The 21267-nt window shown below is 69.7% G+C and carries 18 protein-coding genes; 9 read left to right on the forward strand and 9 right to left on the reverse strand.

From position 1 onward, the window contains the following. Positions 1-5 precede the first annotated feature (5 nt). Complete coding sequence (locus tag ACO2Q0_RS16680) at positions 6-785, reverse strand: ComF family protein (RefSeq protein ID WP_423352647.1); 780 nt, start codon at positions 783-785, stop codon at positions 6-8. Here ACO2Q0_RS16680 and ACO2Q0_RS16685 point away from each other — a divergent pair. Then, entirely contained in the window at positions 784-1602 is an 819-nt protein-coding gene (locus ACO2Q0_RS16685) for a methyltransferase domain-containing protein (protein ID WP_423352648.1), read from the forward strand. The genes ACO2Q0_RS16680 and ACO2Q0_RS16685 overlap by 2 nt on opposite strands. Before the next feature lie 12 nt (positions 1603-1614). Here ACO2Q0_RS16685 and ACO2Q0_RS16690 read toward each other — a convergent pair whose 3' ends face one another. Beyond that, a complete protein-coding gene (locus ACO2Q0_RS16690) occupies positions 1615-2031 on the reverse strand; it encodes a secondary thiamine-phosphate synthase enzyme YjbQ (RefSeq protein ID WP_423352649.1) in 417 nt (138 codons plus the stop codon). Beyond that, positions 2031-2435, reverse strand: coding sequence for an 8-oxo-dGTP diphosphatase MutT (gene mutT, locus ACO2Q0_RS16695; protein WP_423352650.1), 405 nt, complete (start codon positions 2433-2435; stop codon positions 2031-2033). Before mutT ends, ACO2Q0_RS16690 begins: the two co-directional genes overlap by 1 nt. A 284-nt stretch (positions 2436-2719) precedes the next feature. Here mutT and ACO2Q0_RS16700 point away from each other — a divergent pair, with 284 nt between their 5' ends. Then, the gene (locus tag ACO2Q0_RS16700) at positions 2720-4123 is read left to right on the forward strand and encodes a DEAD/DEAH box helicase (RefSeq protein WP_423352651.1); all 1404 of its coding nucleotides are present in this window, start codon (positions 2720-2722) and stop codon (positions 4121-4123) included. Between the two features lie 107 nt (positions 4124-4230). Here the strand turns inward: ACO2Q0_RS16700 and argJ are convergent, their stop codons facing one another. After that, a complete protein-coding gene (argJ, locus tag ACO2Q0_RS16705; RefSeq protein ID WP_423352652.1) occupies positions 4231-5679 on the reverse strand; it encodes a bifunctional glutamate N-acetyltransferase/amino-acid acetyltransferase ArgJ in 1449 nt (482 codons plus the stop codon). Beyond that, positions 5676-6584, reverse strand: coding sequence for a peptidylprolyl isomerase (locus ACO2Q0_RS16710; protein WP_423352653.1), 909 nt, complete (start codon positions 6582-6584; stop codon positions 5676-5678). The genes argJ and ACO2Q0_RS16710 overlap by 4 nt, the downstream gene beginning before the upstream one ends. Before the next feature lie 148 nt (positions 6585-6732). On the opposite strand from ACO2Q0_RS16710, the gene ACO2Q0_RS16715 reads away from it, so the two are divergent. Both ACO2Q0_RS16715 and secA read left to right on the forward strand, forming a co-directional pair. Beyond that, a complete protein-coding gene (locus ACO2Q0_RS16715) occupies positions 6733-7905 on the forward strand; it encodes an acetyl-CoA C-acyltransferase (RefSeq protein WP_423352654.1) in 1173 nt (390 codons plus the stop codon). 153 nt (positions 7906-8058) lie between these two features. After that, positions 8059-10815, forward strand: coding sequence for a preprotein translocase subunit SecA (gene secA, locus ACO2Q0_RS16720; protein ID WP_423352655.1), 2757 nt, complete (start codon positions 8059-8061; stop codon positions 10813-10815). Between the two features lie 13 nt (positions 10816-10828). Here the strand turns inward: secA and ACO2Q0_RS16725 are convergent, their stop codons facing one another. Next, positions 10829-12454, reverse strand: coding sequence for a GMC family oxidoreductase (locus ACO2Q0_RS16725; RefSeq protein WP_423352656.1), 1626 nt, complete (start codon positions 12452-12454; stop codon positions 10829-10831). A gap of 118 nt (positions 12455-12572) precedes the next feature. On the opposite strand from ACO2Q0_RS16725, the gene ACO2Q0_RS16730 reads away from it, so the two are divergent. Then, positions 12573-13964 carry a flavin-containing monooxygenase gene (locus ACO2Q0_RS16730; protein ID WP_423352657.1) on the forward strand — a complete coding sequence of 464 codons (1392 nt, stop codon included), beginning with the start codon at positions 12573-12575 and terminating at the stop codon, positions 13962-13964. Positions 13965-14022: 58 nt separating this feature from the next. Further along, entirely contained in the window at positions 14023-14250 is a 228-nt protein-coding gene (locus ACO2Q0_RS16735; protein WP_423352658.1) for a hypothetical protein, read from the forward strand. Here ACO2Q0_RS16735 and ACO2Q0_RS16740 read toward each other — a convergent pair. Together ACO2Q0_RS16740 and ACO2Q0_RS16745 are read right to left on the reverse strand one after the other, a co-directional pair. Next, positions 14212-16068 carry an alkyl/aryl-sulfatase gene (locus tag ACO2Q0_RS16740; protein WP_423352659.1) on the reverse strand — a complete coding sequence of 619 codons (1857 nt, stop codon included), beginning with the start codon at positions 16066-16068 and terminating at the stop codon, positions 14212-14214. The genes ACO2Q0_RS16735 and ACO2Q0_RS16740 overlap by 39 nt on opposite strands. Before the next feature lie 55 nt (positions 16069-16123). Beyond that, a complete protein-coding gene (locus tag ACO2Q0_RS16745; RefSeq protein ID WP_423352660.1) occupies positions 16124-17515 on the reverse strand; it encodes a carotenoid oxygenase family protein in 1392 nt (463 codons plus the stop codon). A 95-nt stretch (positions 17516-17610) separates the two neighbouring features. On the opposite strand from ACO2Q0_RS16745, the gene ACO2Q0_RS16750 reads away from it, so the two are divergent. Beyond that, a complete protein-coding gene (locus ACO2Q0_RS16750) occupies positions 17611-18216 on the forward strand; it encodes a TetR/AcrR family transcriptional regulator (protein ID WP_423352661.1) in 606 nt (201 codons plus the stop codon). Here the strand turns inward: ACO2Q0_RS16750 and ACO2Q0_RS16755 are convergent. After that, positions 18213-18971 (reverse strand): RDD family protein, encoded by a 759-nt coding sequence (locus ACO2Q0_RS16755; protein WP_423352662.1) that lies wholly within the window; start codon positions 18969-18971, stop codon positions 18213-18215. The genes ACO2Q0_RS16750 and ACO2Q0_RS16755 overlap by 4 nt on opposite strands. A gap of 81 nt (positions 18972-19052) precedes the next feature. Between ACO2Q0_RS16755 and ACO2Q0_RS16760 the strand changes: the two genes are divergently transcribed. Together ACO2Q0_RS16760 and ACO2Q0_RS16765 are read left to right on the forward strand one after the other, a co-directional pair. After that, complete coding sequence (locus ACO2Q0_RS16760) at positions 19053-20201, forward strand: epoxide hydrolase family protein (RefSeq protein ID WP_423352663.1); 1149 nt, start codon at positions 19053-19055, stop codon at positions 20199-20201. Between the two features lie 16 nt (positions 20202-20217). Continuing rightward, a complete protein-coding gene (locus tag ACO2Q0_RS16765; protein WP_423352664.1) occupies positions 20218-21231 on the forward strand; it encodes a threonine aldolase family protein in 1014 nt (337 codons plus the stop codon). Positions 21232-21267: the final 36 nt, after the last annotated feature.

The raw sequence follows: 21267 nt of genomic DNA on the forward strand, positions 1-21267 counted from the left end.
ACATTTCATATGGTGAGTCCGGCCGCCTGCTTAACCCTCGCCACGACGGCGAGGTCGACAGCCGAGGCGCCCGCCGCCTTCAGGGCTCGCGCGCAGCCTTCCGCGGTGGCGCCGGTGGTCAGCACGTCGTCCACCAGCAGTATCCTCAGGCCGGCCACGCGGCCGCGCCGGCTCGGCGGGACCTCGAAGGCCCCCGCGACATTGCGGCGACGGCCCGAGCCCGACTTCCCCGCCTGGCTGTCGGTCCCGCGGCGGCGGACCAGCGCGTCGGGCAGATAGGGCGTTCCGGTCAGCCGGCTGAGCGCCCGGGCGATCTCGGCCGCCTGGTTGTAGCGGCGCGAGAGCAGGCGCAGGCGGTGCAGCGGGACGGGGGCGATGGCGTCAGCGTCATCGATCAGCTCCCAGGCGGCCCGCGACAGCCACCGGGCCATCAGCGGGGCGAGATCGGTGCGATCGGCATGCTTCAGCTTCAGGATCGGCTCACGAGAGGTCTCGTCGTAGAGACAGGCCGCCCGGGCGCGGTCGAACCCGCGCGGCTTGGCCAGACAAGCGGGGCAACGGGCGCCGAGGTCGTATTCGAACGGCGCGCCGCAGCCGTCGCACACCGGCCCGTCGAGGAAGTGGATGCGGCTCCAGGCCGTAGTCGAGAGGCCGCCAGCCAGCGGCCGCGGGCCGCCATCGAGCGTCTGGGGCGGGAAAACCAGGTCGAGCGCGCCGCGCCAGAGGCCTTTCAGCCGCGGGCCCGGTTCCCATCGGCGGGTGAAGTCGCCATGTTCCGCGGCCATGTCCGCCCCACCTAAGCTGTTCGACCGCGCCCTGCACCGCCAACGCCTGGACCGCGCGGCCCGGACGTTCGCGAACGCCGACTTCCTGCAGCGCCGTGCCGCCGAGGACGTGGCCGAGCGCCTGGCGCCGATCATGCGCAACTTCCCCGTGGCCGTCGACCTCTCGGCCCGGGCGGGCGCGTTCCGGGAAGCCCTCAGGGGCGGCGAAGCCCCCGAACGGGTGGGCTTCCTGGTCGAGGCCGACCTGTCTTACCGGATGCTGGTGGGGCGCGCCGGCCCCCGTGTCGTGCTGGACGAGGAGCGGCTGCCGTTCGCGGACGGGAGCCTCGACCTGATCGTCTCGACGTTGGGCCTGCACTGGACCAACGACGTCGTGGGCGCGCTGATCCAGGCCCGCCGGGCGCTGAAGCCGGACGGCCTCTTCATCGGGGCGTTCCTGGGCGGGACGACCCTGACGGAACTCCGCCAGTCGCTGGTGGCCGCCGAGAGCGAGATCCTGGGTGGCGCGGGCAGCCGCGTCTCGCCCTTCGCCGACACCCAGGATGCGGCGAGCCTGCTGCAGCGGGCGGGCTTCTCGATGCCGGTGGCGGACGTGGACAAGGTGACGGTCACCTACGAACACCCGCTCAAGCTGCTCATCGACCTGCGCCAGATGGGCGAGACCAGCGTGCTGGCCGAACGGCACCCGAAGCGGCTGACCCGGGCGCTGCTGGAGCGGACGTTCGAGATCTACTTCGAGCGCTTCCGCGACGCGGACGGCCGCATTCCCGCGACCTTCGAGATCATTACCCTGACCGGCTGGGCCCCGCCCAGCTGAAGAAGGAGGGCGCTACTCCCCCAGCAGGTGCAGGACGAGCTCGCGCCGCTGCGGGCGGGTGCGGTGCTCGAAGAGGTAGATCCCCTGCCAGGTCCCCAGCGCCAGACGGCCGCCCGTCAGGGGTATGGAGAGCTGCACGGTCGTCAGGGCGGTCCGCAGGTGGGCCGGCATGTCGTCGGGACCTTCGTCCTGGTGCCGATACGACGGACTCTCGGGCGCGACGCGGGCGACCCAGTCCTCCAGATCCCGGCGCACATCCGGGTCGGCGTTCTCCTGTATCAGCAGGCTCGCCGAGGTGTGGCGGCAGAAGACGGTGAGCAGGCCTGTCGTCATGTCCTCGCCCGCCACGAAGGCCGCGACCTCGCGGGTGATCTCGTGCAGGCCCTGGCCGGGCGTGGCGACCGAGAGCGTCCGCGAAGCTTGCCGCATCAGATCAGGTCCCGGAGCCAGGCCACCAGCGGCGCGTCGGCCGGGGGCATCGGATAGTCGTCCAGCTTCACCGGTTTCACCCAAGCCAGCGCCTTGTGCTCCTTGGCGCTCGGCTGCCCGTCCCAGCGGCGGATCAGGTAGAGCGGCATCAGCAGATGGAAGCCCTCGTACTCGTGGCTGGCGAAGACGAAGGGCGCGAGGCACGACTTCGTCACCCGGATGCCGAGCTCCTCGTCCAGCTCGCGGATCAGGCAGGCCTCGGGCGTCTCGCCGGGCTCGACCTTGCCGCCGGGAAACTCCCAGAGGCCGGCGAGCTGCTTGCCCTCCGGCCGCTGGCAGATCAGCACCCGGCCGTCGACGTCGATCAGGGCGGCGGCGGCCACCAGGAGCATCGGCTTGGTCATGAACGGGCCTTAGCGCGACCGCGCCATATCCGCCACAGGCGGTGTCCGAATGGTTGCGCTGGGTTGACTTCGCGCTCGCGAACACCGATCTCCACTGCGCGCCTAAGAGACGGCGCTATCGGCGCTCCAGCCGCGTGGGGCCTCCAGAAGGAGGCTCAGCCTGTTGAGCCAACCGACCCATAAGATTCGCCCATCACGCGGGGCGCTTCCCCATAGACCCGCGATGTCCGCGCCCTCGAACCGTTCGACTGGGCGCGCTCGGCGCATACGTGAAAGATACCTCTTTGACCCAATTCACTGACCTTGGCCTGGCCAAGCCGCTGCTCAAGGCGCTGGCCGACGAAGGCTACGTCAATCCGACCCCGATCCAGGCCCAGGCGATCCCGGGCGTGATGGGCGGCCGCGACCTGCTGGGCATCGCCCAGACGGGGACCGGCAAGACCGCGGCCTTCGCCCTGCCGATCCTCCACCGGCTGTCCGAGGACCGGAAGCCGGCCCCGCGCCGCAGCGCCCGCGTCCTCGTGCTCTCACCGACCCGCGAGCTCGCCACCCAGATCGCCGAGAGCTTCAAGGCCTATGGCAAGCAGATCGGCGTCTCGGTCGCCGTGGTGTTCGGCGGCGTGAAGCATGGGCCGCAGATGCGCGCCCTGGCCGGCGGCGTCGACGTTCTGGTGGCCACCCCCGGCCGCCTCATCGACCACTTGCAGGAGAAGTCCATCGTCCTCGACGGCGTGGAGACCTTCGTCCTGGATGAGGCCGACCAGATGCTGGACATGGGCTTCATCGTGCCGATCCGGCGCATCGTGAAGTTCCTGCCCAAGCAGCGCCAGAACCTGTTCTTCTCGGCCACCATGCCGGCCGAGATCGAGAAGCTGACCGGCGAGATCCTCAACCCGAACCCGCTGAAGGTGACGGTCACGCCGCCGTCCACGACGGTGGAACGGATCAACCAGCGCGTCCTGTTCGTCGAGCAGCAGCGCAAGCGCGCCCTGCTGGCCGAACTGTTCGACGACGCCAGCTTCAAGCGCGTCATCGTCTTCACGCGCACCAAGCGCGGCGCCGACCGCGTGGCCCGCAGCCTGGAGCAGGTGGGCGTTGAGGCGGCCGCCATCCACGGCGACAAGAGCCAGGGCCAGCGCGAGCGGGCGCTGGCGGCGTTCAAGAAGGGCGAGGTCCGCGCCCTGGTGGCCACCGACATCGCCGCCCGCGGCATCGACATCGACGCGGTCAGCCACGTCGTCCAGTACGAGCTGCCGAACGTGCCGGAAGCCTATGTCCACCGGATCGGCCGGACGGCGCGCGCCGGCGCCGACGGCTCCGCCGTGGCGTTCTGCGCCGACGACGAGCGGAACCTGCTGAAGGACATCGAGAAGGTGACCCGCCAGCGGATCCCGAACTTCGATCGCCGCAACGACCGTCACCTGGGCGCCGCCACGGCGGCGATGCCCGAAACGGGCGGCAAGCCGGAGCGCTCGGAACGTGCGGCCCAGCCGCACCGCCAGGGCCATCAGAAGAAGCCGAACCGCAACCACAGCCAGGCCAAGCCCGGCCACCGTCACGAGGGCGGCCCGGCGCGCGAAGGCGGCAATGGCGGCGCAGAGCGCCCGGCCTTCAAGGGCCCGCGCCGCGGCGGCGGCAACCGCTCCGGCGGCGGCGGCAATCGTTCCGGCGTCTGGAGCAATCGGTAGTCATCCTTCTCCCCTTGCAGGAGAAGGTGTCAGCCGCAGGCTGACGGAAGAGGGGTCGCGCCGGAGACGGGGGCGGCCCTTCGTCGTTTCAGGCGCGGAACGTCGGCCTACGACCGATAGTCCCCGTTGATCTCGACGTAGCGCTTGGTGAGGTCGCAGGTCCAGACGGTGGAGCTGGCGCGGCCGACGCCCACGTCAACGGTGACCTCCAGCTCCGGCTTCTTCATGTAGGCGCTCATCTTCGCCTCGTTGTACGAGGGCGCGATCAGGCCGTCCTGGGCGGCCCAGAGGTCGCCGAACCTGACGCTGATGGAGTCCCGGTCGACCGGCTCGTCGGCCTTGCCCACCGCCATGACGATCCGGCCCCAGTTGGCGTCCTCGCCGGCGAAGGCGGTCTTCACCAGCGGGCTGTCGGCGATCGACTTGGCGATCTTGCGGGCCGAGGCGGCGGTTTCCGCGCCTGTCACCGTGATCTTGATGAACTTGGTCGCCCCCTCGCCGTCGCGGACGAGCTGGTGGGCGAGGTCCATCAGCACCCCTTCCAGCTTGTCGCGGAAGTCGGCCAGGCGGCGGTCGCCGGCGCGGCTGATCCTCGGCGCGCCGGACTGGCCGGTGGCGAACAGCAGCAGGGTGTCATTGGTCGAGCGGTCGCCGTCCACCGTGACCGCGTTGAAGGTATTGCGCGTGTAGAGGTTGCAGAGGTTCTGCAGCGCGCCCGGCGAGATCGCCGCGTCGGTGACCACGAAGGCCAGCATGGTGGCCATGTCGGGCGCGATCATGCCCGAGCCCTTGCAGATGCCGCCGATGCGGACGGTCGTCCCGTCGATCGTGGCCTCGGCGTACGAGCCTTTCGGGAAGGTGTCGGTGGTCATGATGGCCCGCGCCGCCGCCGCCCAGTTGTCGGCGCTGAGCTTCTGCTCCAGGTCCGGCAGCCGGTGGGTGATCTTGGCGTCGTCCAGCAGCACGCCGATGACGCCTGTGGACGCCACCATCACGTCGCGCTGGCGGCAGTCGAACCGCTTGGCCACGCCGGCGGCGACGCGGCGGACGGCGTCGGCGCCGGGCTTGCCGGTGAAGGAGTTGGCGCAGCCGGCGTTGACCACCAGGGCCCGCGCGCCCTCGCCCTTCGTCGCCTCCAGGTGGCGCTTGCACCAGTCGACGGGCGCCGAGCCTACGCCGTGGCGGGTGAAGACGCCCGCGGCGCTGGCGCCGTCCGGGAAGGACATGACCATCAGGTCGTCGCGCTCGTGCTTGTAGAAACCCGCGCGGCCCACGGCGAGTTGGACGCCGGCGATCGGCTTCATCTCGGGGAACGGCACGGCCAGGGGGGAGACCGGCATGGCCGACTTGTCCACCTTGGCGGGAGCGGCCGAACCCGCGGGCTGCGGCTCGCGATCGAAGGCGTGGGCCAGCTTGTCGGCGCGCTTCAGGGCCGCGCGCTTGATCGCGCTGGTCAGCGGGTCGAAGGCGCGCTCCAGGGTCTGGCCGACCACCTCGACCGGCTTGCTGGCCGGCTTCGACTTGGCCGCGTCGGATTTCGTGGGCTTGCGGCTCATGAGGGGGTCCCCTTGGCTTTGGGCGCGTCCGCCGGCGGGGGCGCCTGAGGCGCGCCTTCCTGCGGCTTCACCAGAGTCTCGATCTTGGCCTTGCCGCGCAGCTTTTCCAGCAGGTCGCGGATGCGGTCGTAGGTGAGGAAGCGCACGATCTGCGGCCGCGCGGCCTCGAGCGTGATCGGCTGCTCCAGGCGGCGATCCTCCACCTTCACCAGGGCGAAGCCGGTCTCGACCGCGAAGGGGCCGACGATCTGGCCGACCTTGGCGTCCTTGAGGGCCGTGTCGTAGGCCTCCGGCATGACGTCGGTCGTGAAGTAGCCGAGGTCTCCCCCGTTGAAGCGGGTCGCGGCGTCGCGCGACCGCTCCATGGCCAGGGCCTCGAAGGAGGCGCCCGCCGCCAGCAGCTTCTTCACCGCCTCGGCGTCGGCGGCGGTGGCGAGCACGATCTGACGGGCGCGGATCTCCTCCGAGCGTTTGGCCAGCTTCTGCTGCTCTTCATAGAGGCCGCGGATGTTGTTCTCGGTGACGGCGTCGGCCACGACGTCCTCCACCAGCATGTCACCCAGGATGCGATCGCGGGCGGCGGCCAGGCGGCGCTGGGCGACCGGGTCCTTGTCCAGCTTGCGCTTCAACGCTTCGGCGGCCAGCAGCTTCTGGTCGACCACCTCGTCCAGCACCCGGCGGAACAGGTCGGACGACGGATCCAGCGGCTCCCCCTCGCCGATCAGGCCCTGAGCCACCGCCTCGCGCTTCACGTCCGAGGTCCAGACCGTCCGGCCATCGACACGGGCCACCGCCACGTCGCCGCGCTCGGGCGGCTGGTCGCCGTCGCCGCCGCGGCCGCAGGCGACGAGCGCCGCGCTCAGCGCCAGGACCAGGCCGGCCGTGCGGAGGGTCTGTGCCGCCATGCGAGGATCACCCGTCTTTCCGGAGCGGCGCCGCACGCGGGCGGGCGCGGGCCGTCCCTAGCCATTTCCGCTGCGGGATGCAAAGGTTGCCCCCGAGTTAGAACAATCGTTTAAAAGCGCCGACCATTCTCCCGGAGGATCATTTAGAATGCGCGAAGCCGTTATCGTCTCGTACGCCCGCACCGGCCTGGCCAAGTCCGCCCGCGGCGGCTTCAACATGACGCCCACCGTCTCGATGGCCGCTCACGCCGTGAAGCACGCGGTCGAGCGCTCGGGCATCGCCCCGGCCGAGGTCGAGGACGTCTTCCTTGGCAACGTCGCCCATGGCGGCGGGAACCTGGGCCGTCAGGCGGGCCTGCTCGCCGGCCTGCCGATCACCACCTCGGGCGTGACGGTTAACCGCTTCTGCTCGTCCGGCCTGCAGACGATCGCCATGGGCGCCGACTACATCCGCAACGGCGGCGCCGACGTGGTGGTCGCCGGCGGCGTGGAGTCGATCTCCATGCCGAACCCGGGCCCCGGCAGCGTCGAGAACTTCGATCCGAAGCTGACCGAGATGTACCCGGCGATCTTCATGCCGATGATCGACACCGCCGACATCGTGGCCGAGCGCTACAAGGTGAGCCGCGAGGCCCAGGACGAGTATTCGCTGGAAAGCCAGCGCCGCATGGCCGCTGCCCAGCAGGCGAACAAGTTCGCCGACGAGATCGTCCCGATGAAGACCAAGATGAAGGTGGTCGACAAGGCGACGAAGGCGGAGTCGGTCGTCGACTACGTTGTCGATCGCGACGAGTGCAACCGCCCCGACACGACGCTGGAGGGCCTCTCGGGCCTGCAGCCGGTGCGCGGCCCCGGCAAGTACATCACGGCCGGCAACGCCTCGCAGCTCTCGGACGGCGCGGCGGCCGTGGTGGTCATGGAAGCCAAGGAAGCCGAGCGTCGCGGCCTGAACCCGCTGGGCGTGTTCAAGGGCTGGGCCGTCGCCGGCTGCGAGCCTGACGAGATGGGCATCGGCCCGATCTTCGCCATCCCGCGCCTGCTGGAGCGGCACGGCCTGAAGATCGACGACATCGACCTGTGGGAGCTGAACGAGGCGTTCGCCTCCCAGTGCCTCTACAGCCGCGACAAGCTCGGCATCGATCCGGAGAAGTACAACGTCAACGGCGGCTCCATCGCCATCGGCCACCCCTTCGGCATGACCGGCGCGCGTCTGGCGGGCCACGTCCTGCAGGAAGGCAAGCGCCGCGGCGCCAAGCACGTCGTCGTCTCGATGTGCATCGGCGGCGGCATGGGCGGCGCCGGCCTCTTCGAGGTGTTCTGATCTGAACCGCGGGCCGCACCTCCGTCCGAGAGGTGCGGCCATGCCGCCGCGTTGACTTGGCCGGGGGTAGTCCTTAAGTCACGCACGCCCCAAAAGAGCGGCTTTTTCGGCGTGCGTAGGGCCCTGGACGCCGCCGACGATCGGACATCTCCCTTGAGCATCTTCCAACGGTTCTTCGGCTCCTCCAACGACCGCAAGGTCAAGGCCTTCCAGGCGCGCGTCCTGAAGATCAATGCGCTGGAGCCCAAGATCCAGGGCCTCTCCGACGCCGAGCTGCGGGCCAAGACCGACGAGTTCAAGGCGCGCCTCGCCAAGGGCGAGACCCTCGACCAGATCATGGACGAAGCCTTCGCCGTGGTCCGCGAGGCGGCCAAGCGCGTGCTGGGCCAGCGCCATTACGACGTGCAGCTGGTCGGCGGCATGATCCTGCATGAGGGCGGCATCGCCGAAATGCGGACCGGCGAAGGCAAGACGCTGGTGGCCACCGCGCCGACCTACCTGAACGCTCTGGCCGGCAAGGGCGTGCACGTCATCACCGTCAACGACTACCTCGCCCAGCGCGACAGCGAGTGGATGGGCCAGGTCTATCGCTTCCTGGGCCTCAGCACCGGCGTCATCGTCCATGGCCTCAGCCAGGGCCAGCGCCAGGCGGCCTACAACAGCGACATCACCTACGGCACGAACAACGAGTTCGGCTTCGACTACCTCCGGGACAACCTCGTTTACGACAAAGGCGAGATGGTCCAGCGCGGCCACAACTTCGCGATCGTCGACGAGGTGGACTCGATCCTGATCGACGAGGCGCGGACGCCCCTGATCATCTCGGGCCCGACCGAAGATCGCTCCGAGTTCTACAAGACCATCGACCTGCTGATCAAAGAACTGATCCAGGACCCGACCACCTACGACCACGACGAGAAGCAGCGGCAGGTCATCCTCACCGAAGAAGGTTCGGAGAAGATCGAGCAGATCCTCGAGGCCGCCGGCCACCTCGCCGAGGACAGCGCTGGCCTCTACGACCCGGCCAATGTTTCGGTGGTGCACCACGTCAACCAGGCGCTGCGCGCCAACGTCCTCTACACCCGCGACAAGGACTACATCGTCCGCGCCGGCGAGGTGATCCTGATCGACGAGTTCACCGGCCGCATGATGCACGGCCGCCGCCTGTCCGAGGGCCTGCACCAGGCCATCGAGGCGAAGGAAGGCGCGGTCATCCAGCCCGAGAACCAGACCCTGGCCTCGGTGACGATCCAGAACTACTTCCGCCTCTACTCGAAGCTGTCGGGCATGACCGGCACCGCGGCCACCGAGGCGCAGGAGTTCCTCGACATCTACCGGATGGACGTGGCCGAGATCCCGACCAACCGGCCGATCCAGCGGATCGACGACGACGACGAGGTCTATCGGACCAACGCCGAGAAGAACCAGGCGATCATCAAGCAGATCGAGGAGTGCTACCTGCGCGGCCAGCCGATTCTGGTCGGCACGGTCTCCATCGAGAAGTCGGAGCAGCTCTCGGACCTGCTGAAGGCCCACCGCTTCGAGAAGGACGGCAAGAGCCAGACCGGCATTCCGCACAACGTGCTGAACGCCCGCTATCACGAGCAGGAAGCTTTGATCGTGGCCGACGCCGGCATGCCCGGGGCCGTGACCATCGCCACCAACATGGCCGGCCGCGGCACCGACATCCAACTGGGCGGCAACGTCGACATGCGCCTGGCCAAGTGGCGGGACGAGCAGCGCGCGCTGGGCGTGGAGCCGACGCCTGAGCAGGCCTTCGCCGAACGCGAGAAGATCGAAGCCGAGATCAAGGACCTCAAGGAGCAGGCGCTGGCCGCCGGCGGGCTCTTCGTGCTGGGCACCGAGCGCCACGAGAGCCGCCGGATCGACAACCAGCTTCGCGGCCGGACCGGCCGTCAGGGCGACCCCGGCCACTCGAAGTTCTTCCTGTCGTGCGAGGACGACCTGCTGCGCATCTTCGCCGGCGACCGGCTGGACGCGATCATGCGCACCTTCGGCGTCCAGGAAGGCGAGGCGATCACCCACAAGTGGCTGAACAGCGCCATCGCCACGGCCCAGAAGCGCGTCGAGCAGCGGAACTACGAGATCCGCAAGAACCTGCTCAAGTACGACGACGTCGTGAACGATCAGCGCAAGGCCGTGTTCGAGCAGCGCCAGGAGTTCCTGGATGCGCAGGACCTCTCGGAGGCGATCCTCGAATTCCGCCGCGACACCATTTCGGATCTCGTCGAACGTCACCTCCCGCCCAAGGCCTATGCCGAACAGTGGGACGTCCAGGGGCTGACCGCCCAGGTGCGCGAGTACCTGGGCCTCGACCTCCCGATCGCCGACTGGGCGGCCGAGGAAGGCATCGCCAACGAGGAGATCGAGGAGCGGATCCAGAAGGCCGCCGATGTCCGCGCCGCCGAGCGCGAGCAGCTCCTAAGCCCCGAGCGCATGCGCCAGGTCGAGAAGAGCTTCCTGCTCAACGTGGTCGACACGCAGTGGCGGGAGCACCTGATGCACCTGGACCACCTGCGCAACGTGATCGGCCTGCGCGGCTACGGCCAGCGCGATCCGCTGAACGAGTTCAAGACCGAGGCCTTCTCGCTGTTCGAGAAGCTGCTGGTGGACCTGCGCCAGACGGTCACGCGCTGGCTGATGAACGTCGAGATCCAGTTCGAGGAGCCGCCGCAGCAGCACGCGCCTGAGATGTTCGAGGTCCACCTCGACCCGCTGACGGGCGAGAACGAGGCGGCGAGCTTCATCCCCGACAACATCTCGGCCGAGCAGCGCCAGGCGCTGCCGGTGACCGCCCTGCCCGACGGCTGGGAAGAGACCGGCCGCAACCAGCCCTGCCCCTGCGGCTCGGGCAAGAAGTTCAAGCACTGCCACGGCGCGCTGGTCTGACGACCGGCGCCGCCTAGGCGCGGCTGTCCTCCAGTACGAACCCCGCGCCCCGGTCGCCGATCATGACCGTGGGCGTGTTGGTGTTGCCCGACGTGATCGTCGGCATCACCGAGGCGTCGATCACCCTCAGACCCGCCACCCCCATCACCCGCAGCCGGTCGTCCACAACGGCCTGCGGGTCGGACGGCAGGCCCATTTTCGCCGTGCCCACGGGGTGGAAGATGGTGGTGCCGATGTCGCCGGCCGCCCTGGCCAGGGCCGCGTCGTCGTCGCCGACCGCCGGCCCCGGCAGGTATTCCTCCGGACGGTAGGGCCTCAGCGCCGACTGGCTCATCAGGCGGCGCGTCACGCGAATGGCGTCAGCGGCGACCCGGCGATCCTCGGGCGTGGCCAGGTAGTTGGGCGCGATCCTCGGCGCATCGGCCGGGTCCGGCGAGCGCAGGCGGACCGTGCCGCGTGAGGTGGGCCTGAGATTGCAGGCCGCCACGGTGACCGCCGGGAAGCGGTGCAGCGGCTCACCGAAGCGGTCCAGCGACAGAGGCTGGACGTGGAACTGGATGTTCGGCCGCTCGTGCTCGGCCGAGGAGACCGTGAAAAGCCCCAGCTGCGAGGGCGCCATGGTCAGGGGTCCCGTCCTCAGGAGGGCGTACTCCAGGCCCATCAGACCCCGGCCGAGGAGCGAGTGGTAGACCGCGTTCAGGGTGCGCACGCCGCTGACCTTGTAGATGGCCCGCTGCTGCAGGTGGTCCTGAAGATTGCGGCCGACGCCTGGCCGGTCGGCGACAACCGGCAGCCCGAGTTCGGACAGCCACTCGCCGGGTCCGACGCCCGAGAGTTGCAAGATCTGGGGGGAGCCGATAGCGCCGGCGGACAGGATCACCTCCCCGCGGGCGCGGGCTTCGAAGCGCGCCCCGCCGCGGGAGAAGGCGACCCCCACCGCGCGGCCGTTTTCGATCAGCACCCGCTCGACGGTGACGCCGGTCTCCAGCCGCAGGTTCGGCCGCTTCAGCGCGGGCTTGAGGAAGGCGCGAGCCGCCGACCAGCGCAGGCCGCGGCGCTGGTTCACGTGGAAGGCGCCGACGCCGGTGTTGTCGCCGGTGTTGAAATCCTCGGTCGCCGGGACGCCCATCTCGACCGCGGCGCGGGCGATGGCGTCCAGCACATCCCAGCGGACCCGCGGACGCTCCACCCGCCATTCGCCGCCGACGCCATGGTGCTCGCCGTCTCCCAGGAAATGATCGTCGAGCCGGCGGAAGACCGGCAGCACGTCCTGCCAGCCCCAGCCGCTAAGGCCGAGCTGGCGCCAGTGGTCGTAATCGGCGGCCTGGCCCCGCATCGAGATCATGGCGTTGATCGCCGAGGAGCCGCCGATCACCTTTCCGCGCGGATACTTCAGCGCCCGCCCGTTGAGCCCGGGTTCGGGCTCGGTCTCGAACAGCCAGTCCGACCGCGGGTTGCCGATGGCGAAGAGGTAGCCCACCGGCACGTGGAACCAGATCCAGTCGTCCGTGCCGCCGGCCTCCAGGACCAGCACGCGGTTCCTGGGATCGGCCGAGAGACGATTGGCCACGACGCAGCCCGCCGAGCCCGCCCCGACCACGATGTAGTCGTACTCGCCGTCGAGCCCCTGCGCCGCCATCACCCCACCTTTCGGGCTCCGTCATTGCGCGGAATCGGCGTTCTCCGCCAGCGCTTGCCGACCGTCGCGTAACCCCGTCAGACTTGCCGCAGAAGAAGAACACATCGGGAGGTCACAGATGGGCGCATCCCTGCCCAAGGCCTGCATCATCGGCGCGGGCTGCTCGGGTTTCACGACGGCCAAGCGCCTGAAGGACCTGGGCGTGCCGTTCGACTGCTTCGAGATGTCGGACGACATCGGCGGCAACTGGTACTTCAAGAACCCCAACGGGATGTCGGCCTGCTACGAGAGCCTGCACATCGACACCTCGAAGTGGCGCCTGGCCTTCGAAGACTATCCGGTCCCCGCCGACTGGCCGGACTTCCCGCACCACAGCCAGCTCCTGCAGTATTTCCACGACTACGTGGACCATTTCGGGCTGCGGCCGCTGATCACCTTCAACACCGCCGTGACGCACGCCGAGCGGACGAGCGACGGGCTCTGGTCGGTGACGCTGTCGACCGGGGAGCGGCGGCTCTACGACGTCCTCATCGTCTGCAACGGCCACCACTGGGACGCGCGCATCCCGGATTACCCCGGCCATTTCGACGGGCCGCACTTCCACGCCCACGAGTACCGCGACCCCTTCGATCCCGTGGACATGCGCGGCAAGAACATCGTGGTCGTCGGCATGGGTAATTCGGCGATGGACATCGCCTCCGAGCTCGCCCAGCGGCCGATCGCGAGGACCCTGTGGGTTGCCGCCCGCCGCGGCGTCTGGGTGCTGCCGAAGTACATGGACGGCAAGCCGGCGGACAAGGCGGCGCTGCCGCCGTGGTTCCCGCGCAAGCTGGGCCTGGCCCTGGCCCGCAAGAAGATCAAGAAGACGATCGGCGCGATGGAGGACTACGGCCTCCCGAAGCCCGACCATGAGCCGCTGGAGGCGCACCCCTCGGTATCGGGCGAGTTTCTGACGCGGGCGGGCTGCGGCGACGTGAAGTTCAAGCCGAACATCGCCGAGCTGATCGGCCGGAAGGTGCGCTTCGAGGACGGCAGCGTCGAGGACGTGGACGCCATCGTCTACGCCACCGGCTACCGGATCAGTTTCCCGTTCTTCTCCGACCCGGCGCTGCTGCCGGACGCGGAGAACCGCTTCCCGCTGTTCAAGCGAATGATGCAGCCGGGCGTCGCCAACCTGTTCTTCATGGGCCTGGCGCAGCCCCTGCCCACGCTGGTGAACTTCGCCGAACAGCAGGCGAAGCTGGTCGGCGCCTATCTCACCGGACGCTACCGGCCGCCGGCCGCGGACGAGATGCGGGCGGTCACGGCGAAGGACGAGGCCGACCACCTCGGCCCCTACTACAAGTCCGCCCGGCACACGATCCAGGTGGACTTCGGGCGCTACGTCCACGACCTGCTGCGCGAGATTGAACGGGGAGCGAAACGCGCGGTCGCAGCCGGCCACGCCCTGCCCGTCCCGCCGCGCGCCGAGGGCGTCTCATCCTCGGCCGCAGCCGTGGCTGCGGCTTGAAGCGTGGCAACGGATTGCCGCCAAGCTCGTTCTGTTTAGCCTCGGAGAAAGGCTGAACATGGCGACCTATCGAGCGTTTCGCCTCGACAAAAGGCGTGAGATCCGCAGCGGCGTGTGGGTCACGGCGCCCAACGACGCCGCCGCCAAGGCGCAGGCCGAGGAGCTCTGCGAGGACGGTGCGCCGTTCGTCGAAGTCTGGCGCGGCGAGCGCCTGGTCGACGAGGTCGAGTGCAAGCCCGACGAAGCGTCAGCGCGTAACGATCGGGAAGTCGGCGCGCGGCGCTGACAGCCATCCGAGCAGACGTCCCAGCGGCTCGGCTCCGGCGGGCGCCGGCGCGCCGGCCAGGGCCGCAGCCAGGAACTGGGCCCGCGGCAGGGTGACCGCCCCGTCGGCGGCGTCGCCCTTCGGATCGGCCTCCCAGGTCAGCACGTCGTTGCGCACCGAAACGCGGAAGCGCTCCTTCCGCTCGGGGAAGATGAGGTCGACCACGGCGGATTGCCCCTTCGACTTCGCAGGATCGAGCCGGACCGACAGCAGGTCGAGCAGCATGCCCGTCGGCGTGTTGCGCACCAGCTCGGACGACGCGCCCCGCCCACCGGCCTTCGGCACGCCCTCGCGCAGTTCGTGGGCGCCAGCCAGGTACATGTTCCGCCACAGCGCGCTCTCCGCCCCGGCCGCCTGCCGCTCGTAGATGCGGGCCAGCAGGCCGCGGGCCTCCGTATCCTTCGCGTCCGCCAGCACCAGGCGATTGGCGAGCGTGGCGGCCCAGCGGTCGTCCCCGGCCTCGAAGGCCTTCCGCGCCTCGGCCAGCACCTTCGCCGGGCCGCCCATCGCGGCGACGTAGCGGGCGCTCTCGTCAGCCGGCTCCAGCGGCGCGAGGTTCACCGGATTGGCGTCGTACCACCCCATGTAGCGCTGGTAGACCGCGCGGCTGTTGAAGCTGACCGTCCCGTAGTAGCCACGGTTGTACCATTCCCGGTCCAGGACCTCGGGCAGCTTGAGGCGATTGGCGATCTCGGCCCCCGTCAGGCCGTCGTTCATCAGGCGGACGGTCTGGTCGTGCAGGTATTTGTAGGCGTCCCGGTGCTTGGCGACGTAGTCCGCGATCGCGGCGCGGCCGAACCGCGGCCAGGCGTGGCTGGTGAACACGACGTCGGTCCGGTCGCCGTAGAGGCGCAGGGACTCCGTGAGCGAGTCCGCCCACACCTTGGCGTCGCGCACCAGCGCCCCGCGCGGCGTCAGTACGTTGTGCATGGTGGCGTTGGCGTTCTCGGCGAGGCACAGGGCCTTCAGGTCCGGCAGGTAGATGTTCATCTCCGCCGGCGCCTCGGTGTTCGGCGTGAGCTGGAACTCCATCCGCACGCCATCGACGGTCAGGGTCTGGCCGGTGCGCACGACGTCGACGTTCGGCGGCACGAGGGTCTGGGTTCCGGCGCTCACCGCCATGCCGATGCCGGCGTTGACCTGCCCGGCCGGTCCCTTCGGCAGGAAGCTGCCGAACTGATAGGTAGCGCGGCGCTGCATCGCGGGGCCTGCGATGATGTTCTCGCTGACCGCATGCTCCAGGAAGCCTTCCGGAGCGATCACCTGGACCCGGCCGGCGTCCAGGTCCGCCTGGGTCACGATGCCCCGCGCGCCGCCGAAGTGGTCCACGTGGCTGTGGGTGTAGATGATCGCCACGACGGGACGCGCGCCCAGCCTGGCGTTGGCAAGGTCCAGGGCGGCCTTCGCGGTCTCGGCCGAGGTCAGCGGATCGATGACGATCCAGCCGCTCTTGCCGGCGATGAAGGTGGCGTTGGCAAGGTCGAAGCCGCGCACCTGCCAGACGCCGTCGGCGACTTTGAACAGGCCATTCTTCGCGAGGAGCTGGGACTGGCGCCACAGGCTGGGGTTCACGCTGGGCGGCGCATCGCCCTTCAGGAAGTCGTAGGCCGAGAGATCCCAGACGAGCCGGCCGTCGGCGGCCGTGATCTTCGGATCGTCACGCGTGCCCAGGAAGCCGCGGTCGGCGAAGTCGAAGTCCCGGCGGTCGGAAAGATCAGGCGCCGCCACGGCGCTCCCGGCCGCCGCCGCGACAGCCATGCCGCAAAGCCACTTCCGCATCGGACCCCTCCCCCGTCTGGTCGGCGTCCGCAGGACCATGTTCCGGCGGCGGAGTCTAGAAGCTCGCCCAGTTGCCGTGAAAACCGAAGGGCACGCGGCGCGGCATCTCGGCCGTGGCGACCGGCCCCTTCGCCACGTCCTGCGCCTCGAAGATCAGCAGGTCCGAGCGGTTCTCGGCCGCCCGCCAGACCACCGCCGTCAGCCAGCCGTCGCCTTCCGGCCCATCGGCCGAACGAGGCACAAAGACGGGCTCGGAGGTCATGTCGCCGCCGGTGAGCTCATAGGCCTGGCGGCGGCCCGTCTGCAGGTCGATGTGGGCGATGGCGGTCTGTTTGACGGTCTTGGAGCCTGACGGGTCGGCGGCGTACCAGCCGTGGCGGTGCTTGCGCGTTTCGACGCGGGGATCGACGCGGGGGAACTCGCCGTCGAGATCGTCCAGGGGCTCTTCCCGGATCGCGTCGCTGTCGCCGTCCAGGTCGAAGGTCCAGCGCACCAGCCGCGCCGCCGCCTTGCCGCCCGGCGAGCCGTCGGCATTGGGGAACAGCGGCGCCTGGTCGTAGCGCATGACGTCGGCGAAGAGCTTGCCGCCTTCCTCCCAGGCGTTCAGCGGGTGGAAGACGTAGCAGGCCTCGGTGTTGAACCAGCGGATGTCGTCCACCGCGCCGTCGCGGCGCATGACGCCGACGTAGGCGCCCTTCTCCGGCTCCCAGGCGAAGGCCGGCTTGCCGTTCATGGCCCGCTCCAGGCTGCCGGTCAGCGGCAGGACCGGGAACAGCACGTGGTTCTCGGTGACCATGAAGTCGTGGACCATCGAGGCGTACGGCGCCTGGAACTCGTCGCGACGGACGACCTGCCCGTTCGCATCGGTGACGCCGTAACTCATGCCCGCCGACAGCGGCATGTCGCCGACGCCATAGGCGAACCAGACCATCTCGCCCGTGACGGGATCGATCTTCGGGTGAGCCGTGACCCGCCCGCCGTAGGGCCGGACATAGCCCAGCGACGACAGGTCCCTTGGCCCCATCTCGAAGGGGTGGTGCCCTTCTTCCAGCGCCAGCAGGCGGCCGGCGTGCCAGACGATGTTGGTGTTGGCCACGCCGCCCTCGTTGCCGAGGGCGATCGGATCGGTCGTCATCGGATTGCCGAACGAGCCGAACAGCGATCGGCCGTGCTCGTGCTCCAGCTCCCACTTGGGCGTGCGGACGTAGCGGTTGCGGTAAGAGACGCGGCCGTCCTCGACGTAGAAGCCATGGACCATGCCGTCGCCGCCGAACCAGTGGTGGTTGGGATCGCGCGGCTCGAACTGAGGATTGGGGCCGATGCGGAACAGGGCGCCGCGGAGCTCCCGCGTGATCTCGCCCTTCACCGTCAGGTCGAAGTCGTCCTCCGACCGGATCGGCGCGAAGTTGCCCGCCAGATAGGGATTGATGCGCGCATCGCCGTCCATGGCCGTTCCTCCCGCTGCCTTAGCGACAACTTACGTTGTAAATTTATGAGGTAAGGTCTACGCCTTGGCAAGCGCTTTGTCGATCGTGAGTCCCGATGCCTCGTGTGCTGACCGAAACCGACGTCGCCGACTTCCGCGGACGCCTGTGCACCGCTGCCGAGCGATTGTTCGCCGAGCGGGGGCCGGACGCGGTGACGATGCGCCAGCTCGCGGCCGCCCTGGGCGTCTCGCCGATGACGCCCTATCGCTACTTCCAGGACAAGAACGACATCCTCGCAGCCGTGCGGACCAACGGGTTCAACCGCTTCGCTGAGGCGCTTGAGAAGGCGCGCGACCAGACCGACGGCGACGCTCGGCGCAAGGGCGCGGCGGTGGGCGACGCCTATGTCACCTTCGCGCTGGAGCATCCGCATACGTACAAGCTGATGTTCGACCTGAACCAGCCGGACGAGGGCGAGTATCCAGAGCTGGTCGAGGCCGGACGCCGCGCCCGCGCCACGCTGAGGGACTACGTCCAGGACCTGATCGCCAACGGCGTGTTGGCCGGCGACGCCGAAGAGGTGGGCACGATGTTCTGGGCGGCCGCCCACGGCTGCGTCGTGCTGGAGCTGGCCGGCAAGCTCCCGCCGGGCACGGCCAAGGACCTGCACCACGCGCTCGGCCAAGCGATCAGCCGGGGCCTGCGCCCCGGAGCGGCCTAGACGCGAACCACCCTCGCGCTCGTCCAGCGGTCATAGGCGGGGTCCGGCCGGCCGGCGAGCAGCAGGGCCAGCGCCAGGAGCGCCAGCCCGCCGACGACGGTCAGCTCGGCCAGGCGGACCTCCCGAGCGAAGGCCATAACGCCCGGCGCGGCCCGGCCCAGATGCGGCAGGGCCGCCACCAGGAGCGCTCCGGCGACGAGCCAGCCATAGACCACGAGGTTGCGGGCGAGCGCGCGGGCGAAGCCCAGCCGGCCGCCGTTCGCGGCGACCACCCGCAGGGCCAACGCGGCCTTGCCCGGCGTGCCGCCCAGCACGCCCTCGCCCACAGCCATGCACAGCACGAACGCCAAGGGATAGGCCCAGCCCAGCGACAGCGGGCGCACCGGCTCGCCCTTGCGGTTCACGGGCTGCAGCACCGCTGCGCCCATCACCGTCTCGCCCTGCTGGGCCTCGACGTTCACCGAAACGAAGCGGCCGCTCTCCAGGCCGAGGAACAGCCGCCGGCAGGCCGTGGCCGAAACCACCCGGGCGGTCGCGCCGGGGATCGCCGAAACGGCGGCCCTGGCTACGCCCGGCGCGATGCTGGCCGCCGCCTCGCAGCGATCGATCGGTTGAAAGACATAGGCCCGGAACCGGCCGTCGGTGGCGCTGTAGAGCACGACCGACATCAGGCTGGCCGCCAGGACGAAGAACACGCCGTCGACCGCCGCCGCCGCCAGCCGACGCCAAATCTTCGCGCTGCCCGCTTCGGCCATCCGCCTGCCCCCGACTCCGGCGCGAGCTTGACCGCCGCGACGTCATCCGTCGAGGTTCATGCGACGAAGCAAGGAGCCGCCATGCCGAAGCCTGCGCCGTTCGAAGTCGCCTGGACCGCCAAGGCGGTCGAGGCGGTGCTGGCGCAGGTGCGCGCCTATCCCTGGCCGCCGGCGCCGCAGGTGGACGACGGCTGGGCGTACGGATGCGACGCCCGGTACCTGCAGGCGCTCTGCCGCCACTGGACCGAGGCCTACGATTGGCGGGCCGCGATGGCGGAGCTCAACCGCTTCCCGCAGTTCACGGCCAGGGTCGAGGAGTTCGACATCCATTTCGTCCACCTCGTCGGCGAGGCGGGCGGGCGGCGGCCGCTGATCCTGACGCACGGCTGGCCGGGGTCGCACTACGAGTTCTGGGAGGCCGCCGAGAAGCTCGCCTTCCCGAGCCGCCACGGCGGCAATGCGGAGGACGCGTTCGACCTCGTGATTCCGTCGCTGCCCGGCTTCGGCTTCTCGTCGAAGCCGGCGAGACCCGTCGGCCAGCGGCTCACGGCGCGCCTGTTCAACAGCCTGATGACCGAGGTGCTGGGCTACGACAGCTATCTGGCGCAGGGGGGCGACTGGGGCGGACTCGTAACCTCCTGGCTCGGGCACGACCACGGCGCCCGCGCAAAGGCCATCCACCTGAACATGATCGGCTTCCGCCCGGCGGGCGGTCCGAAGGATGACGCCGAGGTCGCCTGGATCCAGCGCCAGCAGGCCATGATGGACGTGATGGGCGCCTACTTCCGCCTACAGGCGTCCAAGCCCCAGTCGCTCGCCTGGATGGCGGTGGGCAACCCGGTAGGCCAGGCGGCGTGGATCGCCGAGCGCTTCCACGACTGGGCAGACCTGTCGGCCAGGAGCCTGGACGAGGCGTTCCCGAAGGACCGGCTGCTGACCAACATCATGCTCTATGTGATGACCGGCAGCTTCACGACGGGGGCCTGGTACTACCGCGGCCTGATCGAGGAAGGCGGCGTGGCGCTGAAGCCCGGCGAGCGCTGCGAGACGCCGACCGCCTTCGCCAACTTCCCCGGCGAGCCGCTCTACACCGCGCCGCCCCGAAGCTGGGCCGAGCGGGCCTACAACATCGTCCGCTGGACAGACATGCCGCGCGGCGGCCACTTCGCGGCCATGGAGGAGCCGGACCTCTTCGTGGACGAGATCCGGGCTTGGGGCCGCACGGTCTGACCGCTAAACGGCGGGCATGACGCACGCCCGCTACGACTTCGCCTCGGACAACACCGCCCCGGCCGCACCGGAGGCGCTGGACGCGCTGGTCGCCGCCAATACCGGCTTCACGTCGGGCTACGGAACGGACCCCGTCAGCGCCAAGGCCGCCGACCTCGTGCGCGAACTCCTGGACGCCGACGCCGAGGTGCGGTTCGTGGCCTCAGGCACGGCGGCCAACGCGGTGTCGCTGGCGGCGCTGGCGCGGCCCTTCGAAGCGGTGCTGGCCCACGAGCACGCCCACGTCTGCACCGACGAGACCGGCGCGCCGGGCTTCTTCGGCCAGGGCGTCGGCCTGGTCCGCCTGGGCGGTGCCTCGGGCAAGATCGACCCTGGCCAGCTGAAGGCGCCCCTGGAGGCGCCCGACGTCTCCTATCGCCAGCCGGCGGCGGCGCTGTCGCTCACCAACGCCACCGAATACGGCACGGTCTATACCGCCGCCGAACTGAAGGCCCTGACCGCACCTGTGAAGGCCAAGGGCTACGGCGTTCATCTGGACGGCGCGCGCCTGGCTAATGCGGCGGCGCGCGGGTTCGACCTGAAGGCCATCAAGGACCTGGGCGTCGACGTCCTGGTCGTCGGCGGCACCAAGGCCGGCATGCCGCCGACCGAAGCCGTCGTGATCTTCGACCGCCAGCTCGCCCGCCGCTTCGACGCGCGCCTGAAACAGGCGGGCCAGCTCCCGTCCAAGGGTCGCTTCTACGCCGCGCCTTTCATCGGCATGCTGGGCTCGGGCGCCTTCCTCCGCCATGCGGCCCACGCCAACGCCATGGCGCGGAAGCTGGCCGAGGCCATGCCCTTCCGCGTGACCCACCCGGTCGAGGCCAATGGCGTCTTCGTGGAGATGGACGACGCCACGCTCTCGCGCCTCCACGCCTCGGGCTGGTTCGCCTACCGGTTCCTCGACGGCTCGGTGCGCTTCATGTGCTCGTGGGCGACCACCGAGGCCGCGGTCGAGGAACTGACCGCGACCCTGCGCGGCCTGGCCTGATCCGCAAAAGAAAAGGGCGGCGGACCGAAGCCCGCC

The sequence above is a fragment of the Phenylobacterium sp. VNQ135 genome (assembly GCF_049445735.1).
GTDB lineage: Bacteria > Pseudomonadota > Alphaproteobacteria > Caulobacterales > Caulobacteraceae > Phenylobacterium.

Excerpts from the sequence above, each read along its gene's own strand:
- ACO2Q0_RS16685 (WP_423352648.1), top strand. The coding sequence starts at position 784 with ATGTCCGCCCCACCTAAGCTGTTCGACCGCGCCCTGCACCGCCAACGC.
- ACO2Q0_RS16680 (WP_423352647.1), bottom strand. The coding sequence starts at position 785 with ATGGCCGCGGAACATGGCGACTTCACCCGCCGATGGGAACCGGGCCCG.
- ACO2Q0_RS16690 (WP_423352649.1), bottom strand. The coding sequence starts at position 2,031 with ATGCGGCAAGCTTCGCGGACGCTCTCGGTCGCCACGCCCGGCCAGGGC.
- mutT (WP_423352650.1), bottom strand. The coding sequence starts at position 2,435 with ATGACCAAGCCGATGCTCCTGGTGGCCGCCGCCGCCCTGATCGACGTC.
- argJ (WP_423352652.1), bottom strand. The coding sequence starts at position 5,679 with ATGAGCCGCAAGCCCACGAAATCCGACGCGGCCAAGTCGAAGCCGGCC.
- ACO2Q0_RS16710 (WP_423352653.1), bottom strand. The coding sequence starts at position 6,584 with ATGGCGGCACAGACCCTCCGCACGGCCGGCCTGGTCCTGGCGCTGAGC.
- ACO2Q0_RS16715 (WP_423352654.1), top strand. The coding sequence starts at position 6,733 with ATGCGCGAAGCCGTTATCGTCTCGTACGCCCGCACCGGCCTGGCCAAG.
- ACO2Q0_RS16725 (WP_423352656.1), bottom strand. The coding sequence starts at position 12,454 with ATGGCGGCGCAGGGGCTCGACGGCGAGTACGACTACATCGTGGTCGGG.
- ACO2Q0_RS16730 (WP_423352657.1), top strand. The coding sequence starts at position 12,573 with ATGGGCGCATCCCTGCCCAAGGCCTGCATCATCGGCGCGGGCTGCTCG.
- ACO2Q0_RS16735 (WP_423352658.1), top strand. The coding sequence starts at position 14,023 with ATGGCGACCTATCGAGCGTTTCGCCTCGACAAAAGGCGTGAGATCCGC.
- ACO2Q0_RS16740 (WP_423352659.1), bottom strand. The coding sequence starts at position 16,068 with ATGCGGAAGTGGCTTTGCGGCATGGCTGTCGCGGCGGCGGCCGGGAGC.
- ACO2Q0_RS16745 (WP_423352660.1), bottom strand. The coding sequence starts at position 17,515 with ATGGACGGCGATGCGCGCATCAATCCCTATCTGGCGGGCAACTTCGCG.
- ACO2Q0_RS16750 (WP_423352661.1), top strand. The coding sequence starts at position 17,611 with ATGCCTCGTGTGCTGACCGAAACCGACGTCGCCGACTTCCGCGGACGC.
- ACO2Q0_RS16755 (WP_423352662.1), bottom strand. The coding sequence starts at position 18,971 with ATGGCCGAAGCGGGCAGCGCGAAGATTTGGCGTCGGCTGGCGGCGGCG.
- ACO2Q0_RS16760 (WP_423352663.1), top strand. The coding sequence starts at position 19,053 with ATGCCGAAGCCTGCGCCGTTCGAAGTCGCCTGGACCGCCAAGGCGGTC.
- ACO2Q0_RS16765 (WP_423352664.1), top strand. The coding sequence starts at position 20,218 with ATGACGCACGCCCGCTACGACTTCGCCTCGGACAACACCGCCCCGGCC.